Genomic DNA, 16,931 nt, shown 5'->3' with positions numbered 1-16,931 from the left:
CTTATACTCATTTCAAAAATATTTTAAAGTTAATATGGTCATAATATTTCCTGCATACATCCATTAAAGGAGAATTTTTTCAAATAAAATGTTAAAATAAAATTTAAGTGTGAATGACGTAACAAATAAGAAACTAGTTTGAAACGAGGAAATCATATGGAGAAAATTATCAAAAACAAGCCCAATAAGCTTAAAATCGCTTCAAAAGCTTTGATGATTATTATTGGGGCATTTATTACAGCGTACGGATTAGAGGCAGTATTAATTCCAAATAACGTATCAGACGGTGGTGTAACTGGTTTAAGTATCGTTAGTTCAAGATTGTTTGGATTACCATTAGGAGCTCTAATCGCAGTTATTAACATTCCTTTCGTTTGGTTAGGGTATAAGCAAATCGGTAAAAGCTTTGCTATTTATTCCATTATCGGGATTGCTTCATTAGCAATCGGTACCGTTGTCATGCACGGAATACCAGCTATTATTGAAGGCGATACATTATTAGTTACAGTTGTTGGTGGTATTATCATCGGTTTTGGTATGGGACTAGCATTACGTAACGGCGGAGCATTAGATGGAATCGATATGCTAGCCGTATTGCTTTCTCGTAAGTTACCATTTGGAACGAGTGACCTTATTTTATTCTTAAACATGTTCGTATTTATTTTCGTATCAACCGTATTCGGTCTTCAAGGAGCTATCCTTTCGGCAATTGCTTACTTTATTGCTTCGAAAGTGATTCATATCGTTGAAGTTGGTTTAAGTGGTTCGAAAGCATTTAAAATCATTACGAAAGAGCCTGAATTGATGGTAGAAACAATTCGTGATCGTTTAGGCCGAAGTGCAACATATAACGAAGTATACGGCGGTTATTCTAGAGAGAAATTCAAAGAAATTTCTTGTGTAATTAACCGTTTAGAAGAAAGTAAAATGAAAGAACTTATTAATGAAATCGATCCACATGCCTTTATTACAGTTTATGACGTAGCAGAAGTAAAAGGCGGTAACTTTAAGAAACGTGATATTCATTAATCATTATGAAAGAAGAGGGTGTGCCAATATGTTGGCACACCCTCTTCTTATTATCTGTCAGTAAGTCGATATATTCCAATAATCGTTGATATATTTTTACTCGCCCCATCTTCCTCCGTTTTTAATCCATGCTACATACTTTTGAAAAGCCGGCACTTCTTGTTGAAAACGTAGCGGAACATATAGAAAGAGCGTACATGTACATAGTATCCATAGAATACCTACTACAAAGTGAAATTTCATCGTTGTGCTAATAAACAAACTTAAGAATAATACGAGGAACATCATTACACTAAATCTTTTATACATAGTCATACTATCCCCTCCTTATAACTTAATTGTACCAGTTACAAGGAATTAATTTCCAGAATAAAAAAAGACCGAAAAGCCACTTCCACTTTTCGGTCTCTACACTATCTTCTCTTCGTAATCTTTCCTGAACCACCGACCCTCGTTTTCGGAGGAGATGTATTCCTTGGTGGCGTTTTAATAGATGATTTCGGCTTCACATCTGATCCGCTCGAACCACCTGGTGTTTTCGTTATTTTCCCTTTGCTTCCAGTAGAAGGCGGAGGCGTGCTGCTTCCTTTTTTCGTAATACTTCCTGTATCTCCTACAGAAGATTTCGAATCTACATTATCGCCACGCTTAATGATAGACCCTTTCCCTTCCTTCGTAATTGGAGGCGGGGTTTTCTTTTCTTCTTTCGTAGGCGGTCTCTCTGGAATAACTGGTTTATGATTTTGTCTGTCATTATATCCGCGATAATCACCGTACGATGATTTTCGTGAACCGAATATATCATTTAATATACTACCCATAATATATCCTTGCAGGAAGGACGGTTGGTAATTTTGACGGACAAACTCTTTATTACTTATTTCAATTAACGTATCAGATGGCTTCTCTTTATCCTTTTGCAGATTATAAATCTTATCAGAATAAACGAGGAACATTTGATTTTCATCTTCTTTAGATGCTTGCTTCGGTTCTCTTTCATTCATGAGTTCCTTCGCGACTTCAGGAACTGACCGATTGGCGGCCCTATACACGTAAGATTCTTGTTTACCTTCTTTTGCGACAGATTCAAGTGGATAGCGGTCTTGAATCGACTTTGTCTGTCCGCCTTGGCAACCTGATAAGGCATATCCAGCAACAACAAGTAATGTAACGATAGCAAGTATAGGGATCACGAACGATTTAATCATGGTAAACAATCGGTTTGACATGATTACGCCCCCTTACGTTGCTCTTATAATTTGTACATCAGCAGGAATAATTGCTTCTCCCTCATACATCATTGTGCGACCATTTTGCCATTCAATACGTAATAATTTTCGATTATCCGATTGGAACTCCCATACATACTGTTCTTCTGAAGCTGAGAATGGTGTTTTCCCCATCACAACAACACGTCCGTTATATTGCTCTTCCATATGGTACTCTGTATCATCCATCTCAATTGTCGTCGGAATTTCATCAATCGAATCTAAACGACCATCAATTGGTGTATATAATTTGTAATACTTATTCTCACGGTCTTCAATTTTTAAATAACGAATATCTTTCCCGTCTTGCAGTGTTAAAACAATTTCTTTACGAGAATGCATACTCGTTTTCCCAATTAATTCATACATGACTAATGAAACTTCAACCATATCGCCAGGAGCTAACGTTAACAAACTTTTCTCTGGTTTCGGCGGTTCTGGGCTTTTCATTATATTTTTAATTCGTTTAAATAAACTCATGAGCTACCCCTCCTTCTCTCTTTATAAACAAGCACCTAAAATAAGTGCACCCACAATATGTAATGATCCGGCCAACATCGCGTGCGCAACACTGCCTTCTTTCGTACCTTCTTCTAAATCTAAACCAGCCATTTTCTTTAACACAAATTCGATAAACATTTCTACCACTAATAAAATAACGAAAGAAACTGCTGATGCAAGTAGCGCTTGCCATAAGTCATTTGCTTTCGTTATCGATTGAGATAAAATGTACCCTTGTGCGAATAATTTCATAACGAAACGAGTTGTTACAGCTGTATTCCCATTTTTTATTTCTTTTAAATCATTGTATTTTGTAAAAATCGAATCAACCCACATAATTGCAAATAAAAGTACTGCACTCGCTCCAGTCCATACAAGCATGGCTAATACATTTGTCCATGTCATTGCAAAACCTCCTCTAAAAAGTAATAGAAAACCGACATGAATTTGTTTAGACATGTCGGTTCATTTGTCTCTATTCTATATTATTTCTCATACTGCTTCATAATACGAGCTAATTCATCGTCAACAGCAGAGTTTTTGTTTAAGCTTGCGAATTCATCATCTAATGATTTTTCTTTTTTGTACACTTCACCGCTTGCTTCTGCTTCAGCCTCTAATTGAAGAGCTTTCTCTTCCATACGGCTTAAACCAGCTTTCGCTGAGTTTGAATCAAATCCAGACATCGCCTGATTAATATTCTTTTGTGCTTTCGCCGCATTTACACGTGCTACAAGTGTCTCACGTTTATTTTTCAGCTCAGTTAATTGCTTGCGCATTTCTTCTAGCTTCAGGCGAAGATTATCAGCAGCAACTTTATTTTGCTCATAGCTTGCTTTATATTCATTCATCTTTTGCTCTGCGCTTTGTTTTTCTTCAAGAGCACGGCGCGCAAGATCTAAGTTGTTAGCTTGAACAGCCATATGAGCTTGCTCTTCACGTTTTTTCACAAGTGCTTCTTGCTCTTCAAATAATATTTTGAATTTCTTCTCAAGTGCGATTTGAGCTGCTACACTTTTCTCAGCTTCTTGTACATCCGCTTGCATATCGCGTAAATATTGATCCGTCATCTTAACTGGATCTTCCGCTTTTTCAATTAATGAATATACATTCGACATTGTTAAATCTCTTAATCGTTTAAATACAGACATCTAAATTCCTCCTATGATATACCTCATATTTCAAATTCACTACTTGGAAAACTGAAAAATCTCCCTTTACAGTAAAGAATATTCATTTTTAAAGCCTATGTGTTTATTATAACAAAACTAATATGTCCTTACATGTTATTTCCAAAATACATCCATTATAATATGACATTCTATATATAACATTGTATTTCTAATATATTCTCATTATCCCTCTTTGAAATTAACTTACTTTTGTGCGATTTCACTAAATTACATAAGTGTAATGTTACTGTAAGCTAACTCGATAGTTGCGTCTCCCTATTTCTTATACACTAATACCAGAAGCAACAAACAAGCTTCTCATCATTTCAAAACTAATACAAAAATTGTATTTACTATAAAACATATAAAAGGAGAAATCATCATGAAAAAATTAGTAGGAATCGGTTTAGCAGCAGCAATTTCACTTGGAGCATTATCAGGTTGTTCTTTATTAGGAGAGAAAGCGAACGGTTTTGTACTTTATGGATCAGAAGAACAAGTTCAGCAAATTACAGATAAAAACAAAAAAGAAGTGAAAGAAAAAGACTTCTATAAAATGAAAATGACAACATTAGAAGGTAAAAAAGTTCTTGTCATGGATAAGAAAACTGGTGAAGAACTGGTGAAGAAAGAATTACTTAACAAAGTGGATGCAAAAGACAACACGAAGCCACTTGATAAATTACCAGCTGTAACAGCAGAACAAGGTGTATTATTTGCTAAAGAAAAAGTAGAAAATGCTACACTTGATGGAGCAAAATTAAAATATGAAGGCAACACAATTATCGGAAGTGGCCGTGCATATGCCGACATGTTCGCAATTGTTGATGATGCAACTTACGGAAATGTAAAAGGTGAAGAAAAATCTGTAGGTGTATTAAAATTTGATAAAGATCCAAGTAAAGAATTCCCTGGAAAGAATGGTGTAGAATCATCACAACTTGTAAAAATTAAAAAGTAAAAAAAGCTTTGCGACATTCGCAAAGCTTTTTTCTATTTATGAGCAATTTGCTCCATATCCGGACTACAAGTATTCGACTGACATGACTTATTTAAAGAACATGCCGCGCATTTTCCTTTTTTACTTCTCTTTACAAAATTAACTAACGTGTATGCTGCATAACCAAAAATGATAGCTCCAATTATAATATTGACCATCATCACAATACATCTCCTTCTAGAATCCGAGTAGGGATCCAACTTGGTATATAATGAGCGTTAATACATAAGCAACTACGAGTGGATACACGACTGAGAAAATCGTCCATTTCGCTGATCCTGTTTCACGTTTAATAACAGCTACCGTCGCTAAACACGGAACATATAATAAAATAAAGAACATAAATGCATAAGCTGATAATGCTGTATAATGTGCTCCCATTACATTTCCAAGCACATCTTCTTTCACCGCATAAATAATGGCCATTGTAGAAACGACAACTTCCTTCGCTAAAAATCCTGTTAAAAGGGAAGCTGCAGCTTGCCACGTTCCAAAACCAAGCGGTGCAAATAGTGGTGCGATAAATCCACCAATCATTGCTAAGAAACTGTCTCCCATATCAACACCAAATCCTGATGGCCCTGCATAATTTAATAGCCAAATGACAACAGAACCACCAAAGATAAATGTACCTGCTTTACGAACAAATCCTTTCCCTTTCTCCCACGTACTTAGCCATAACGTTTTCGCTTGCGGCACGCGGTAAGGCGGTAGTTCAATAACGAAAATAGATTTTTCCGCTTTTAAAATGGTAAGAGACATAATTTTTGTAACTAATAACGCAAGGACAATCCCTGCAACATATAGGGAGAACACAACAGTTGCCTGACTATGAGGGAAGAATACTCCCGCAAATAACGCATATACAGGTAAACGTGCCGAACAAGACATAAATGGTGTTACAAGAACTGTAAGTAAACGTTCTTTTTCTTGTTCAATCGTTCTCGCTGCCATAATACCTGGAACATTACATCCAAAACCGATAATCATCGGAATAAACGCTTTTCCATTTAAACCGAAGAACTCCATAATTCTATCCATAACAACTGCAATTCGCGCCATATATCCTGAGTCTTCTAATAATGAAATGAAAAAGAATAGTGCAAAGATTTGTGGAACGAATACTAATACGGCACCAACACCAGCAATAATACCTTCCGTAACGAGTGCTTGAATAAAATCAGAAGCTCCAACACTTGTAAGCCCAGCTGTCACCCAATCCGTAAGCTGTCCAGCAAAAAACTCATCTAACATATCCGATAAAGGTGTCCCAATCCACGTAAACGTAACCTGAAAAATAAAAAACATAACTGCTAAAAAGATTGGAAGTCCTAAAATTTTATGTGTAATTAATCTATCAATTTTTTCTGAAAAAGGAATTTTTCCTTCTTTCTCATGCTTCATAACATTTGTTTTTAACTTTTCAATATACGCTTCACGAGTTTTGTAAATGTGCTCTTCCAACGTACAATCAAGTTTTTCTTCTAAGCGAGATCGAATGGCTATGAGTTCCTTATAGATTGGTAATGCTTTCATTTCTTTTTCTACTACTTCGTTATTACTTAAAAATTGAAGAGCTAACCATCTCGGATGCTCATAATTCGCTTTCTCTAAAAGAGAAATTACTTCTCCAATTCCTTCATCCATTCGTACACCATATGAAATAATGAATGGCTTTTTCTCGTTTTTGTCATTTTCTTTAAGAGTCGCAAGTAATTCTTCACAGCCTTTTCCACTTCTTGCAACGACAGGAACGACTGTTACACCTAATAGTTCTGATAATCGTTTTACATCAATGACAATTCCTCTTTGCTTCGCCACATCAATCATATTTAAACCAATTGAGACCGGCTTACCAAATTCAAGTAATTGCAACGTTAAATGCATATTTCGTTCGAACTGCGAAGAATCTACAATATTTAACATATGCTGAAATTCTTCTGTTAATAGAAAGTTTGTTACAACACCTTCATCACGCGAAACTGGATTTAAATCATACACACCTGGTAAATCAATTAATGTTCCTTGCTTATCTTTTAATTTACCAACCTTCTTTTCTACTGTTACACCGCTCCAGTTTCCTACGTATTCATAAGAACCAGTAAGCGCATTAAATAATGATGTCTTTCCTGTATTCGGATTCCCTAGCAAAGCTACCTTATTCACGCTAATTCCACCTTTATCATTTTCGCGTCACAATGACGAATGCTAATTAACTGTCCACGACACTCCAATGTACAAGGACCTTTGAACATCGCTTTCTGCTTCATACGAAGTTCGCTTCCTTCAGAAAGACCAAAAGCAGCCAGTCTTCTCTTTAATAATTGATCTAACGACTGAACGCTTTTTACTAACACTTTCTCACCAATTTTAATATCTACTAAGCTCATAACCTTCCCCCTCAGAAGAGAATGATAATTATTTTCAAAAAAAATTATAGCACACTCTATTTCTCTTGTACTATACCCTTTCGCTTCATATTTATTAACATTTCGCTACAATTCTATTTCAATTATTGTCATACTGTATTCGTTTGCCATTCTCATCCATTTCGCTTACAATAAACAGTAGCAAATAAAGAATCTCATTATCACAGGGGGAGCCATGCCGCTGAGAGGGAACACTTCGTTCCGACCCTTCGAACCTGTTAGTTAATGCTAACGCAGGGATTGTGCAAACGTCCGAAATACATACCTCTTTTTTTATTTACGTATTTCGTATCCTCCTATGATATCTATTCTTTTTTGTACAACTTGGATTTAGGGGGAGACAACATGCGTAACACCAATTTACAAGCGATGATCGAATCTGCTATTCTTGCAGCCTTCGCCATGGTCATCGACATTTTACCATTATCAATCAAACTTCCAACAGGCGGTTCCATTTCATTTGCTATGATTCCTATTTTTATTATTGCATACCGCTGGGGCTTTAAATCAGCTTTCTTAGGTGGTTTAGTTTGGGGACTATTACAAATAGTCGTGGGAGATGCTTACATTTTAACACCTGTTCAAGCATTCATTGAGTACTTCATTGCCTTTGCTTTTATCGGATTTGCTGGCTTATTCTATCGTCCAATTCAAAAAGCACTTTTAACTTCTAATGAAAATAACTTAGAACAATCAAATTTAGGTAGCCGTAAAGACAAACCTTCATCAAAACAAAACGAAGGAAAGAAAGTCCTTGCTTATATTATTCTTGCTACATTTATCGGTAGCTTTGCTCGCTACTTCTGTCACTTTATTGCCGGTATTATTTTCTGGGGACAATATGCGCCGAAAGGTCAATCAGCTGTGCTTTATTCATTAATCGTAAATGGTAGTACAATGATTGGGTCTTATATTTTGTGTACCGTTTTACTTATATTTTTATTCCTTACTTCACCACGCTTATTCAAGAGCATCAATGCTTATCAAATAAATGCAAACAAAAAGGGCGCTTAATAAGCGCTCTTTTTTTCATATCGTAATATCAATTAAAAATACAATAAATGCGCAAAGAAAAATAAATACTACCATACCTAGTAAATTGCTATTCACGGCTAATCTACTCCTTACATAACCTCATTTTCTAACCAGATTATATCGTTTAAAAATAAAGATTAAGTAAAGATAATATGAAAATAAATTAAAAAAGCGTAGATTATATTGTCTACGCTTTTTTCTGTAAATAAAAATAAAATAACACACCATCTTCTGTATTCTTTACTCCATATTCAGCATCATGTAGTTCTAAAATATTCTTTGAAATGGCAAGTCCAAGACCTGTTCCTCCTTGCGAACGCTGGCGAGCTGCATCCACGCGATAAAAACGATCCCAAATTTTATCTAATTGCTCTTCTTCAATATGAGTACCTTTATTTTCAATACATACTTTTATACAATCTTTTTCATCTATTGTAGAAATAATAATATCTTCTTTATTTGGTGTATAACGTATGGCATTCGTAATGAAGTTCACGATGACTTGTTCAATCCGGCCTTGATTTGCGACTATTTCAAATGGACCTATATGTTTATGAACACGAAGTTCTTTTTTCTCTATTTCTACAGAAAGGTGTTCACATATATCTTCAATTACTGCATCAATATAAAATGAATCCTTTTTCATTTTATATGTGCCTGACTCAAATTTAGCTAACTCCAGCATATCCAAAATTAACGTATCCATTTTGTCTACTTCTCGTTCCATCGCTTGAAAATAATACTCCTTTTTATGCTCAGCTACTCCATCTTTTAAAATAGAAATACAGCTTTTCATAATACTCAGCGGTGTTTTTAGTTCATGTGAAACACCAGAAATAAATTCTTTCCGCGTCTTTTCTAACTTTCTTTCCTTTTCAATATCTTGTTCTAGCTGTCCAATATGTGAATTGAGTTTATTCGATAGCACATTAATATTTTTCGATAAATCACCAATTTCATCTTTTGAAGTAATCGGTATTTGTTCTGTGAAATCTAAATGCGCTATTTTCTTCGTTGTATCATTTATTTTTAATAACGGCTTTGCGATTTGTTTAGAGTAATAGAACGAAGCTAGAAAAATAAGAACAACTACAAATGCAATGATGTAAATGTAGTAATCTTGCACCATTTGTACAGCTTCATCTACAGGCTGTAAAGAAGCCATCGCATATATATATGTGACGGATCCATCTTTTTCTTTTATTGGTTTGATTAATAATTTATATTTAATATCATTTTTTTCATAGTCCATTGTTTGTATAGTAGATTGTATGGGCTTGCTCTCTTTTAATAATAAATCCGTTTGAAATTCTTTTATGTTATCTAAAAATATACTATTTTTATAAATTGGATTTACAAGACCTTTTACATCGGGAAATTGGACTTTCGTAACACGCCCTCTTATGTAAACATCTGATTCTTGGGCAGCTGGCTCCTGAACGACCGGCTTCTTTTCCTTACCATCTTGTTCCCCAGCTGCTTTCTTTTTCTCCTGATCTAATTTACTCATTTTTTCTTTAAATGCTTTTTCTAACGGTTTATTAAATCCATTCAAATTTTGCTTACCTAGCGAAAAAGAGAATGGAATAAAACTTTCTTCTTTTTTCACTCCAGAAAAATAAATTTCTTGTCCTAAAAATGGATCTGATGATTTATTATCAATCTCTTCTATATTGACGAGATTGTATAAGGGAATTTTGAATATTTGTTGTCCAAAGCTCTTTTGTTGCCTACGATCTATCGTTACCTCAAAATAAAAATCATCCGCATGTTTTAAATTCCCATTTTGATCTAATGTCGTAATCCACGTATTATTTTCTCTTAAAAAGTCTTGCTCTAGCTTCTGAATTCCTTCTGCACTTCCTACATAGTTCAAATAATTCTTTTCGAAGGAATTTAAATTCACTTTAATATCTTCCACTTTTCGATTCGCATAATATTGTTTAAAAAATATCGTTTGTCCAATAAATATCGTCGCTAAAATTAACATACATAATGCTGTTGTGAGGGTAAATAATTTTAGTACAATCCCTTTTCTCATACATTCCCCTCAAATTTATAACCCGTTCGTACTACAGTTGTAATGTACTTTGCTTTCTCTCCTAATTTATTTCGCAAATTACGAATATGACTATTAACCGTTCGATCGTCACCAGCAAATTCATATCCCCAAATTTTTGAAATGAGTTGCTCTCGTGTTAAAACAATCCCCTGATTTTTCATCAAGTACGCTAATATTTCAAATTCTGTATGAGTTAAATTAATGTCTGTTTTATCTACCGTAACAGTACGCGATGGAAAATGGACATGAATACCATGAATTGATAATATATCATCTTCATTCTCTAAAAGTTGTTTTGTTATTTTTCTACTTTCTAACAACCGTTTTGCTCTTGCTAATAAAATTGGTGGACTATACGGCTTCGTCACATAGTCATCTGCCCCAAGTTCAAAACCAAGTAACGTATCATCTTCATCAACACGTGCCGTCAGCATAATGATAGGAACCTCGGATGTTTTACGGATTCTTCGGCAAACAGACCATCCATCAAGTTCCGGCAACATAATATCTAAAATAACTAAATCAACCTCTTCTTCCTCAAATACAACTAAAGCTTCTTTCCCGTCCCTTGCTTCAAACACTACATATTGCTCACTTAAAAAATAATCTTTTAATATTTCACGTAATATATCTTCATCTTCTACAATTAAAATGTTTTTTGCCATAACTTATATCCCCCTCTCGCTTTCAGAAACTATAATTTCATTTTGAATAACTACCAGTTAACTTCGCCTCGATAATATATCTATCTGGCGCATCCCCTATATAATCAAATGGGTAACAAGTCGTCAGTGTTAGTATCGGTTCTTCTTTTTTTATAATAACAGTACGATCATCCGCATGGGTAATCCATATTTTTTGAATTTCATATGTGTACGTTTTATTATCATACTCTAAAACAAGAGTGTCTTTTTCTTTCAACTGTCCTAAATCTGTAAAGACAGTATCCCTATGCCCACTTAGTACAGTATGTCCTCCTCCAGATGGCGTTGTCGTTACATCACTAACGAACATTCCAACTCCTTTTTTCAAAGTTGCATCATCCGCTCCCCAATATATAGAAAATTTCTTCTTTAATTTCGGTATATTTAACATCGCTACCTTTTCTCCTTCTTTATGTTCTGTTTGAGAAGAAGGCACTTGAGAAGTTACCAGTGTTTCATAAGGAAGTTGATTATGTTGTATATTTTTAAAGCTCTTTATTTCCTCATTCGTTAATTCTTGCGCAGAACTTTTTCCTTTATACCATTCCACAGCGTAATAAGATCCCATAAATAGTCCTATAGCCATCAATATGATACCGATATAATTGAGTAACTTCATTCTTCATTCCTCCATGTCAAAAATGGTAGGAATAACCTACCATTTTTAATATATGAAATTATTCCATTCTTTATAGGAGAATATTTTATTTACGCCTTAACTTTATTGCGACGATTCAAACCAAATAATGTCCCTACCCCTACAAGGCATGCGCTTAGTGCCATCATTGCTACATTATTAGAAGCTGTATTTGGTAATTTTTCACCTTGTACAACTGGCTTTGCTACTTCTTTTTTAGTTGCAGCATTTTTTTGTTGTACTTGTGCTGCTTCCTTTTTCCCTTCCTCACTCTTTTGCTGAGCCTTTATTGCTTCTTCTTTTTTTACCATATCATTTTTCAGCTGTTCTTGTGCTATTCTCTTTTTCTCTTCTTCATTTTTTTGCTGTTCCTTAATCGCTGCTTCTTTTTTCGCCTTATCTTGTTGCAGTTGCGTTGCTTCTTCCTTCGTTACTGTTCCAGTATCCGCACTTGCTACTGAAGAATAGCCTACTGTTAAAAGTGCTATTGCACAAATCGGTAATAGTTTCTTTTTCATTTTATTTCTCTCCTTTTATACGTTTTACATCACTTCGCATCGGATGTATCACTAGAATAAACAAGAGATATAAATATGAAATGCAGATGAAATATATTTTATTTAAAGATTTCATTGTAAAAAATAAAAAAACATCGCAATATATACGATGTTTTTTCGGGTGTGTGTCTCAATATTTACATGTTACTTTCGCGTGATTTAGAAGTAGAACGGGCCGGAGCGATAACTAATTGTCTCGGCTCAGTTTTCTTTAAGTGATTTTTGACGTTACACTTACGACGTTGAACAACCCACGCTTTAATAGGGTTTGTCAAAATAATTTTTTGCTCTTCGTTAGGGGCCTCTTCTTCCAACCTACAACTTTCGCTCCATTTATTCCATTTCATTGTAAATTTAGAAGAAGAATGATCGTCTTCTCGATCAAACAAGTGCAAAAAATCCATCTCGCCAGCTAGCATTACGGTGTTGCTAGTTGCTAAAAAAGAAAAGGTCGTCCAACGTTTCTCCATGCCCTCCTACTCCTTTTTCACATATAGAGTGCCTAAAACTTAATTTACCTAAAATATGCTTGCCTTTTACCTTACACCCATAGTTTATCCAAAACACTACTATGCAACTATCGATTTCCCTTACAACTACCTTACATTTTTGTAAGAAACAAAAAAACCTTCACTATGCCTATGTGAAGGTCTCTTATTTCTTATCTATATGATCTTTCATATCATCAAGTCCAGCTTCTTGTAGCTGCGACATCATACCATGAGAAATTGCGCCTAATACTAAAGTCATTCCAATTAGTGAAATCCGAATCGCTGGTACATCAATTATATAAGCCAACAATCCAAGAACAATTGTTAATAGTAATGCTTTTATAAATGTTACAGTTGTGTACTGTTTCTTCTTCATTATCATCACCCTTTATGGAAGCGTTTTCTTAATATAATTAGTATATCATATCATCAGACGATTTTGTTCGTATTTTGTAAAAAATTACTATCTCCTTTGACTTTTTCCTTTCTATCCTTTACAGTCGAAATGTTCACAAGTTTTACACTGTAGGAGGACTCCAATGAATATTGAAATAAAAGACACTTTAATTTCTGAAGAACAATTACAAGAAAAAGTAAAAGAACTAGCACTTCAAATCGAACGTGATTTTGAAGGAGAAGAAATTGTAGTAATCGCTGTATTAAAAGGATCTTTCGTATTTGCTGCTGATTTAATTCGTCACATTAAAAACGATGTAACAATCGACTTTATTTCTGCATCTAGCTACGGAAATCAAACAGAAACAACTGGCAAAGTAAAACTATTAAAAGATATCGATGTAAACATTACTGGCAAAAACGTAATTGTCGTAGAAGACATTATCGATTCTGGCTTAACACTTCACTTCTTAAAAGACCACTTCTTTATGCATAAACCAAAAGCGTTAAAATTCTGTACGCTACTTGATAAACCTGAGCGTCGTAAAGTGGACTTAAAAGCTGAATATGTTGGCTTCCAAATTCCAGACGAATTTATCGTTGGCTACGGCATCGACTGCGCAGAAAAATATCGTAACTTACCATTTATTGCTTCGGTTGTAACGGAATAATCGTATAACTTAAAAAATCGATAGTACATGAAATTTATATCGGCGATTTGCAAAATATATCGACTTACCGACAATAACCGACAATCTTAGCACCCTATTAATAGGAAGAAGCTGTTCTGAAATACATCGGAACAGCTCCTTCTTTCCATTACAAAAAAACAGGGAGAGATGAAAAATGACAAAGACAAAATTTGAAAAAGTACTCCTCATCGTAAATCCAAAAGCTGGACAAGGCGACTTACATACAAATTTAACGAAAATCGTACCACCTCTTGCCGCAGCTTTTCCTGACTTACATATCCTTCATACGAAAAAGCAAGGTGATGCAACGAAATATTGCCAAGAGTTTGCTAGTAAAGTAGATTTAATTATCGTCTTTGGTGGTGACGGCACTGTATTTGAATGCACAAACGGCTTAGCACCTCTTGAAACTAGACCTACACTTGCGATCATTCCAGGCGGAACTTGCAATGACTTCTCTCGCACACTAGGCGTTCCGCAAAACATTGCAGAAGCAGCAAAACTTATCACAAAAGAACACGTAAAACCAGTTGACGTTGCAAAAGCAAATGGACAACATTTCTTAAACTTCTGGGGCATTGGACTCGTATCTGAAGTATCAAACAATATTGATGCAGAGGAGAAAGCAAAGCTTGGTAAAATTGGTTACTACTTAAGCACAATCCGAACTGTAAAAAATGCTGAAACATTCCCAGTTAAAATCACTTATGACGGACAAGTATATGAAGATGAAGCTGTCCTTGTTATGGTTGGAAACGGTGAATATCTTGGCGGCATCCCGTCCTTTATTCCGAACGTAAAATGCGACGACGGAACACTTGATATTTTCGTAGTCAAATCAACAGGTATTCAAGCATTTAAAGATTACATCGGAAAGAAACTATTTGAAGACTCAAACGAAAATGACATCTTCCACGTAAAAGCGAAATCCATTCATATTGAAACAGAAGAAGAAAAAGAAGTAGATACAGATGGAGAAAGTTCGCTTCATACACCTTGTAACATTGAATTATTACCAGGACACTTTACGATGATTTATAATCCTGCGGTTGTGTAATACAAAAAGACGAGCTAAAGTTTTAACATTTTAGCGCGTCTTTTTTATTACAAAGATATTTCAATATGAATTTTCGTAATCAAACTCCACCCAATTTTTCCAGTGGGTATTAGCATCCTTCTTCACAATAATACTTGGATCTTTCTTCTCTATTGCAGCGGCTACTGATTGGAAGAATTCATTTTCACTTACTTTTTCATCTTCAACATGTTTCCATTCTTCCGTTTCATACGCTACTTCCCAGTCGCCTTCTAAATCAAACTCTTCTAAAATCTCTTCTTTACTCCACCACAATAAATTTCGTGCTTCATTATTAGTAGCAAGCATACGCATGAAGTATGTTGGATAAGAATCTGTCGTTTTTACTTCTATTCCATTATTCACATAATCCTCTTCTGTAAATTCATACTCAAAATGATGATTACGAATTTTCACACTGTCATTATAAATATTTGGCATAAATTCACCTTCATCATCAAACAACTCATACTCTCCATCATTTAATTGTAAAATACCATCATCACCAATTGAATGATTTATTCTATCACCGTATACTTGAATATCATTACATACACCTAATGATCCTACACCGACAACCTGAAATACCATTAACCAATCTTTATTATCTTTAAAGAAAAGAGAGAATTTCACTTGTGAAATATCCATATATTCATTATCAAAGGCAGGAAATTCATAGTTACTTTGCTTTTTATCTAATAGTTTCAAAATATCTTTTTGCATCTGTAGCATCTTCACCTCTATATAAACTTTTCAAATTTACTAGAGTATAACATAGCTATACTTACCTCTGACATTATAATAATCCTACTTAAAAATAGCAGAATGGTCTATTTGCATCCTCTAGTTATTTTTAGATACAATTAAGAAAAGAAGCACCTTCATATAAGGGAGAGGACAACCTTTGTTCAACCAACAATTAGTGAATTTACGCATTGATTTTGCATTTAAAAAATTGTTTGGTACGAATGGTAGTGAAGATATTCTCATTGCCTTTTTAAACGCGATGTTACAAGAGTCTTTAGAGTCACCTATTGCTTCTCTACAATTAGAAGATCCACATTTACACCGAGAACACGCAAATGATAAATTATCAATTCTAGACATTTCAGCAACATTAGACACAGGGAAAAAGGTAAATGTAGAAATACAGCTTAATAATAATCACGATATGATGAAACGCAGTTTATATTATTGGGGAAAATTATACACATCCCAGTTACAAAAAGGTATGCCCTACAGTGCACTTCGTAAAACCATCACCATTAATTTATTGAACTTCATAATGTTTTTAGATCACAAAGAATTTCATACAAAGGGCACATTGTGGAATACACAACAACAGAAACTCTTGAGTGATGACATAGAAATTCACATTGTAGAAATTCCAAAGTTAACAGAACAGTGGCATGAAGAAAAAGTAAATCCGTGGAAAGACCCATTTGCTCGTTGGCTTTTATTGCTTTCAGCAAATGAGGATGAGCACTTAACTAAACTATTGGAGGATATTGCTATGAACCAAGACCCTATTTTACAAAAAGCAATAAACAAATGGGAACGTATGAGTCAAGATTCCTCTTTCCGACAAGCCTATGACGCAAGGGAGAAAGTTTTAATGGATGAAGCAGCAAAATTCGCCCACGCAGAGACAGAAGGTATGAAAAGAGGCATGGAAAAGGGTATGGAAAAAGGTATGGAAAAAGGTATGGAAAAAGGCTTAGAACAAGGTATAGAAAAAGGTCGAAAAGAAGGAGTTCAACAGGGAAAAATCCAAATGATTAAAAGTATGTATGATCTTGGTATACCACTTGAGACGATTGCTAAGGCAAGTAAATTAAGTGTACATGATGTTGAACGAATTTTAGAAAATAAATAATGATAAA

Annotated in this window: 21 protein-coding genes and 1 riboswitch; of the genes, 6 read left to right on the top strand and 15 right to left on the bottom strand. The window is 34.7% G+C overall.

Translation table 11 applies throughout. The annotated features are described in order from the left end of the window. Window positions 1–156 precede the first annotated feature (156 nt). Complete coding sequence (locus BAQ46_RS28745; RefSeq protein ID WP_000411240.1) at window positions 157–1,029, top strand: YitT family protein; 873 nt, start codon at window positions 157–159, stop codon at window positions 1,027–1,029. Between the two features lie 96 nt (window positions 1,030–1,125). Here the strand turns inward: BAQ46_RS28745 and BAQ46_RS28740 are convergent, their stop codons facing one another. The 5 genes from BAQ46_RS28740 to BAQ46_RS28720 form a co-directional block, all read right to left on the bottom strand. Then, window positions 1,126–1,344, bottom strand: a complete 219-nt coding sequence (locus tag BAQ46_RS28740; RefSeq protein ID WP_071743406.1) for a hypothetical protein — start codon at window positions 1,342–1,344, stop codon at window positions 1,126–1,128. Between the two features lie 98 nt (window positions 1,345–1,442). Then, a complete protein-coding gene (locus BAQ46_RS28735; RefSeq protein ID WP_000071211.1) occupies window positions 1,443–2,258 on the bottom strand; it encodes a DUF4247 domain-containing protein in 816 nt (271 codons plus the stop codon). A 12-nt stretch (window positions 2,259–2,270) separates the two neighbouring features. Further along, window positions 2,271–2,777 (bottom strand): DUF4178 domain-containing protein, encoded by a 507-nt coding sequence (locus BAQ46_RS28730; RefSeq protein WP_071743404.1) that lies wholly within the window; start codon window positions 2,775–2,777, stop codon window positions 2,271–2,273. Between the two features lie 21 nt (window positions 2,778–2,798). Next, on the bottom strand, window positions 2,799–3,203 hold the full coding sequence (locus tag BAQ46_RS28725) for a DUF350 domain-containing protein (protein WP_000220322.1): 405 nt from the start codon (window positions 3,201–3,203) through the stop codon (window positions 2,799–2,801). 80 nt (window positions 3,204–3,283) lie between these two features. Beyond that, window positions 3,284–3,949, bottom strand: a complete 666-nt coding sequence (locus tag BAQ46_RS28720; protein WP_000110284.1) for a PspA/IM30 family protein — start codon at window positions 3,947–3,949, stop codon at window positions 3,284–3,286. 403 nt (window positions 3,950–4,352) lie between these two features. Here BAQ46_RS28720 and BAQ46_RS28715 point away from each other — a divergent pair, with 403 nt between their 5' ends. Next, window positions 4,353–4,931, top strand: coding sequence for a lipoprotein BA_5634 family protein (locus tag BAQ46_RS28715; protein WP_046198253.1), 579 nt, complete (start codon window positions 4,353–4,355; stop codon window positions 4,929–4,931). A 32-nt stretch (window positions 4,932–4,963) separates the two neighbouring features. Here BAQ46_RS28715 and BAQ46_RS28710 read toward each other — a convergent pair whose 3' ends face one another. The 3 genes from BAQ46_RS28710 to BAQ46_RS28700 are packed head-to-tail and all read right to left on the bottom strand — an operon-like array spanning window position 4,964 to window position 7,360. Then, window positions 4,964–5,131 (bottom strand): FeoB-associated Cys-rich membrane protein, encoded by a 168-nt coding sequence (locus BAQ46_RS28710; RefSeq protein ID WP_000989595.1) that lies wholly within the window; start codon window positions 5,129–5,131, stop codon window positions 4,964–4,966. 16 nt (window positions 5,132–5,147) lie between these two features. Then, complete coding sequence (gene feoB, locus BAQ46_RS28705; RefSeq protein ID WP_071743402.1) at window positions 5,148–7,136, bottom strand: ferrous iron transport protein B; 1,989 nt, start codon at window positions 7,134–7,136, stop codon at window positions 5,148–5,150. Then, window positions 7,133–7,360: a FeoA family protein gene (locus BAQ46_RS28700; protein WP_000060519.1), complete on the bottom strand. Its 228-nt coding sequence runs from the start codon at window positions 7,358–7,360 to the stop codon at window positions 7,133–7,135. Before BAQ46_RS28700 ends, feoB begins: the two co-directional genes overlap by 4 nt. Window positions 7,361–7,555: 195 nt before the next feature. After that, window positions 7,556–7,657, top strand: a riboswitch (TPP riboswitch). 87 nt (window positions 7,658–7,744) lie between these two features. Here BAQ46_RS28700 and thiT point away from each other — a divergent pair. Next, the gene (thiT, locus tag BAQ46_RS28695) at window positions 7,745–8,413 is read left to right on the top strand and encodes an energy-coupled thiamine transporter ThiT (protein ID WP_071743400.1); all 669 of its coding nucleotides are present in this window, start codon (window positions 7,745–7,747) and stop codon (window positions 8,411–8,413) included. Between the two features lie 208 nt (window positions 8,414–8,621). Here thiT and BAQ46_RS28690 read toward each other — a convergent pair whose 3' ends face one another. The 6 genes from BAQ46_RS28690 to BAQ46_RS28665 form a co-directional block, all read right to left on the bottom strand. Continuing rightward, window positions 8,622–10,475: a sensor histidine kinase gene (locus BAQ46_RS28690; RefSeq protein WP_071743398.1), complete on the bottom strand. Its 1,854-nt coding sequence runs from the start codon at window positions 10,473–10,475 to the stop codon at window positions 8,622–8,624. Further along, window positions 10,472–11,161: a response regulator transcription factor gene (locus tag BAQ46_RS28685; RefSeq protein ID WP_061131994.1), complete on the bottom strand. Its 690-nt coding sequence runs from the start codon at window positions 11,159–11,161 to the stop codon at window positions 10,472–10,474. The genes BAQ46_RS28690 and BAQ46_RS28685 overlap by 4 nt, the downstream gene beginning before the upstream one ends. Window positions 11,162–11,198: 37 nt before the next feature. Then, entirely contained in the window at window positions 11,199–11,819 is a 621-nt protein-coding gene (locus tag BAQ46_RS28680) for a class D sortase (protein WP_061131993.1), read from the bottom strand. An 89-nt stretch (window positions 11,820–11,908) separates the two neighbouring features. Next, window positions 11,909–12,355 (bottom strand): LPXTG cell wall anchor domain-containing protein, encoded by a 447-nt coding sequence (locus tag BAQ46_RS28675; protein WP_071743396.1) that lies wholly within the window; start codon window positions 12,353–12,355, stop codon window positions 11,909–11,911. 176 nt (window positions 12,356–12,531) lie between these two features. Beyond that, window positions 12,532–12,864: a hypothetical protein gene (locus BAQ46_RS28670; RefSeq protein WP_000415599.1), complete on the bottom strand. Its 333-nt coding sequence runs from the start codon at window positions 12,862–12,864 to the stop codon at window positions 12,532–12,534. Between the two features lie 184 nt (window positions 12,865–13,048). Beyond that, window positions 13,049–13,264 carry a hypothetical protein gene (locus tag BAQ46_RS28665; protein WP_002156638.1) on the bottom strand — a complete coding sequence of 72 codons (216 nt, stop codon included), beginning with the start codon at window positions 13,262–13,264 and terminating at the stop codon, window positions 13,049–13,051. A gap of 160 nt (window positions 13,265–13,424) precedes the next feature. Between BAQ46_RS28665 and hpt the strand changes: the two genes are divergently transcribed. Together hpt and BAQ46_RS28655 are read left to right on the top strand one after the other, a co-directional pair. Continuing rightward, on the top strand, window positions 13,425–13,952 hold the full coding sequence (gene hpt, locus BAQ46_RS28660) for a hypoxanthine phosphoribosyltransferase (protein ID WP_001019304.1): 528 nt from the start codon (window positions 13,425–13,427) through the stop codon (window positions 13,950–13,952). A gap of 175 nt (window positions 13,953–14,127) precedes the next feature. Continuing rightward, on the top strand, window positions 14,128–15,030 hold the full coding sequence (locus tag BAQ46_RS28655; RefSeq protein ID WP_071728724.1) for a diacylglycerol/lipid kinase family protein: 903 nt from the start codon (window positions 14,128–14,130) through the stop codon (window positions 15,028–15,030). A 60-nt stretch (window positions 15,031–15,090) separates the two neighbouring features. On the opposite strand, the gene BAQ46_RS28650 is transcribed toward BAQ46_RS28655, so the two are convergent. Beyond that, window positions 15,091–15,771 carry a DUF7003 family protein gene (locus BAQ46_RS28650; RefSeq protein WP_071743394.1) on the bottom strand — a complete coding sequence of 227 codons (681 nt, stop codon included), beginning with the start codon at window positions 15,769–15,771 and terminating at the stop codon, window positions 15,091–15,093. 181 nt (window positions 15,772–15,952) lie between these two features. Between BAQ46_RS28650 and BAQ46_RS28645 the strand changes: the two genes are divergently transcribed. Next, on the top strand, window positions 15,953–16,924 hold the full coding sequence (locus tag BAQ46_RS28645) for an Rpn family recombination-promoting nuclease/putative transposase (RefSeq protein WP_071743392.1): 972 nt from the start codon (window positions 15,953–15,955) through the stop codon (window positions 16,922–16,924). The last annotated feature ends 7 nt before the right edge of the window (window positions 16,925–16,931 follow it).

Source organism: Bacillus paranthracis, assembly GCF_001883995.1.
Taxonomy (GTDB): Bacteria; Bacillota; Bacilli; order Bacillales; family Bacillaceae_G; genus Bacillus_A; species Bacillus_A paranthracis.
The sequence above is the reverse complement of the archived record's forward strand: the minus strand, read 5'-3'. Positions and strand labels throughout refer to the sequence as shown.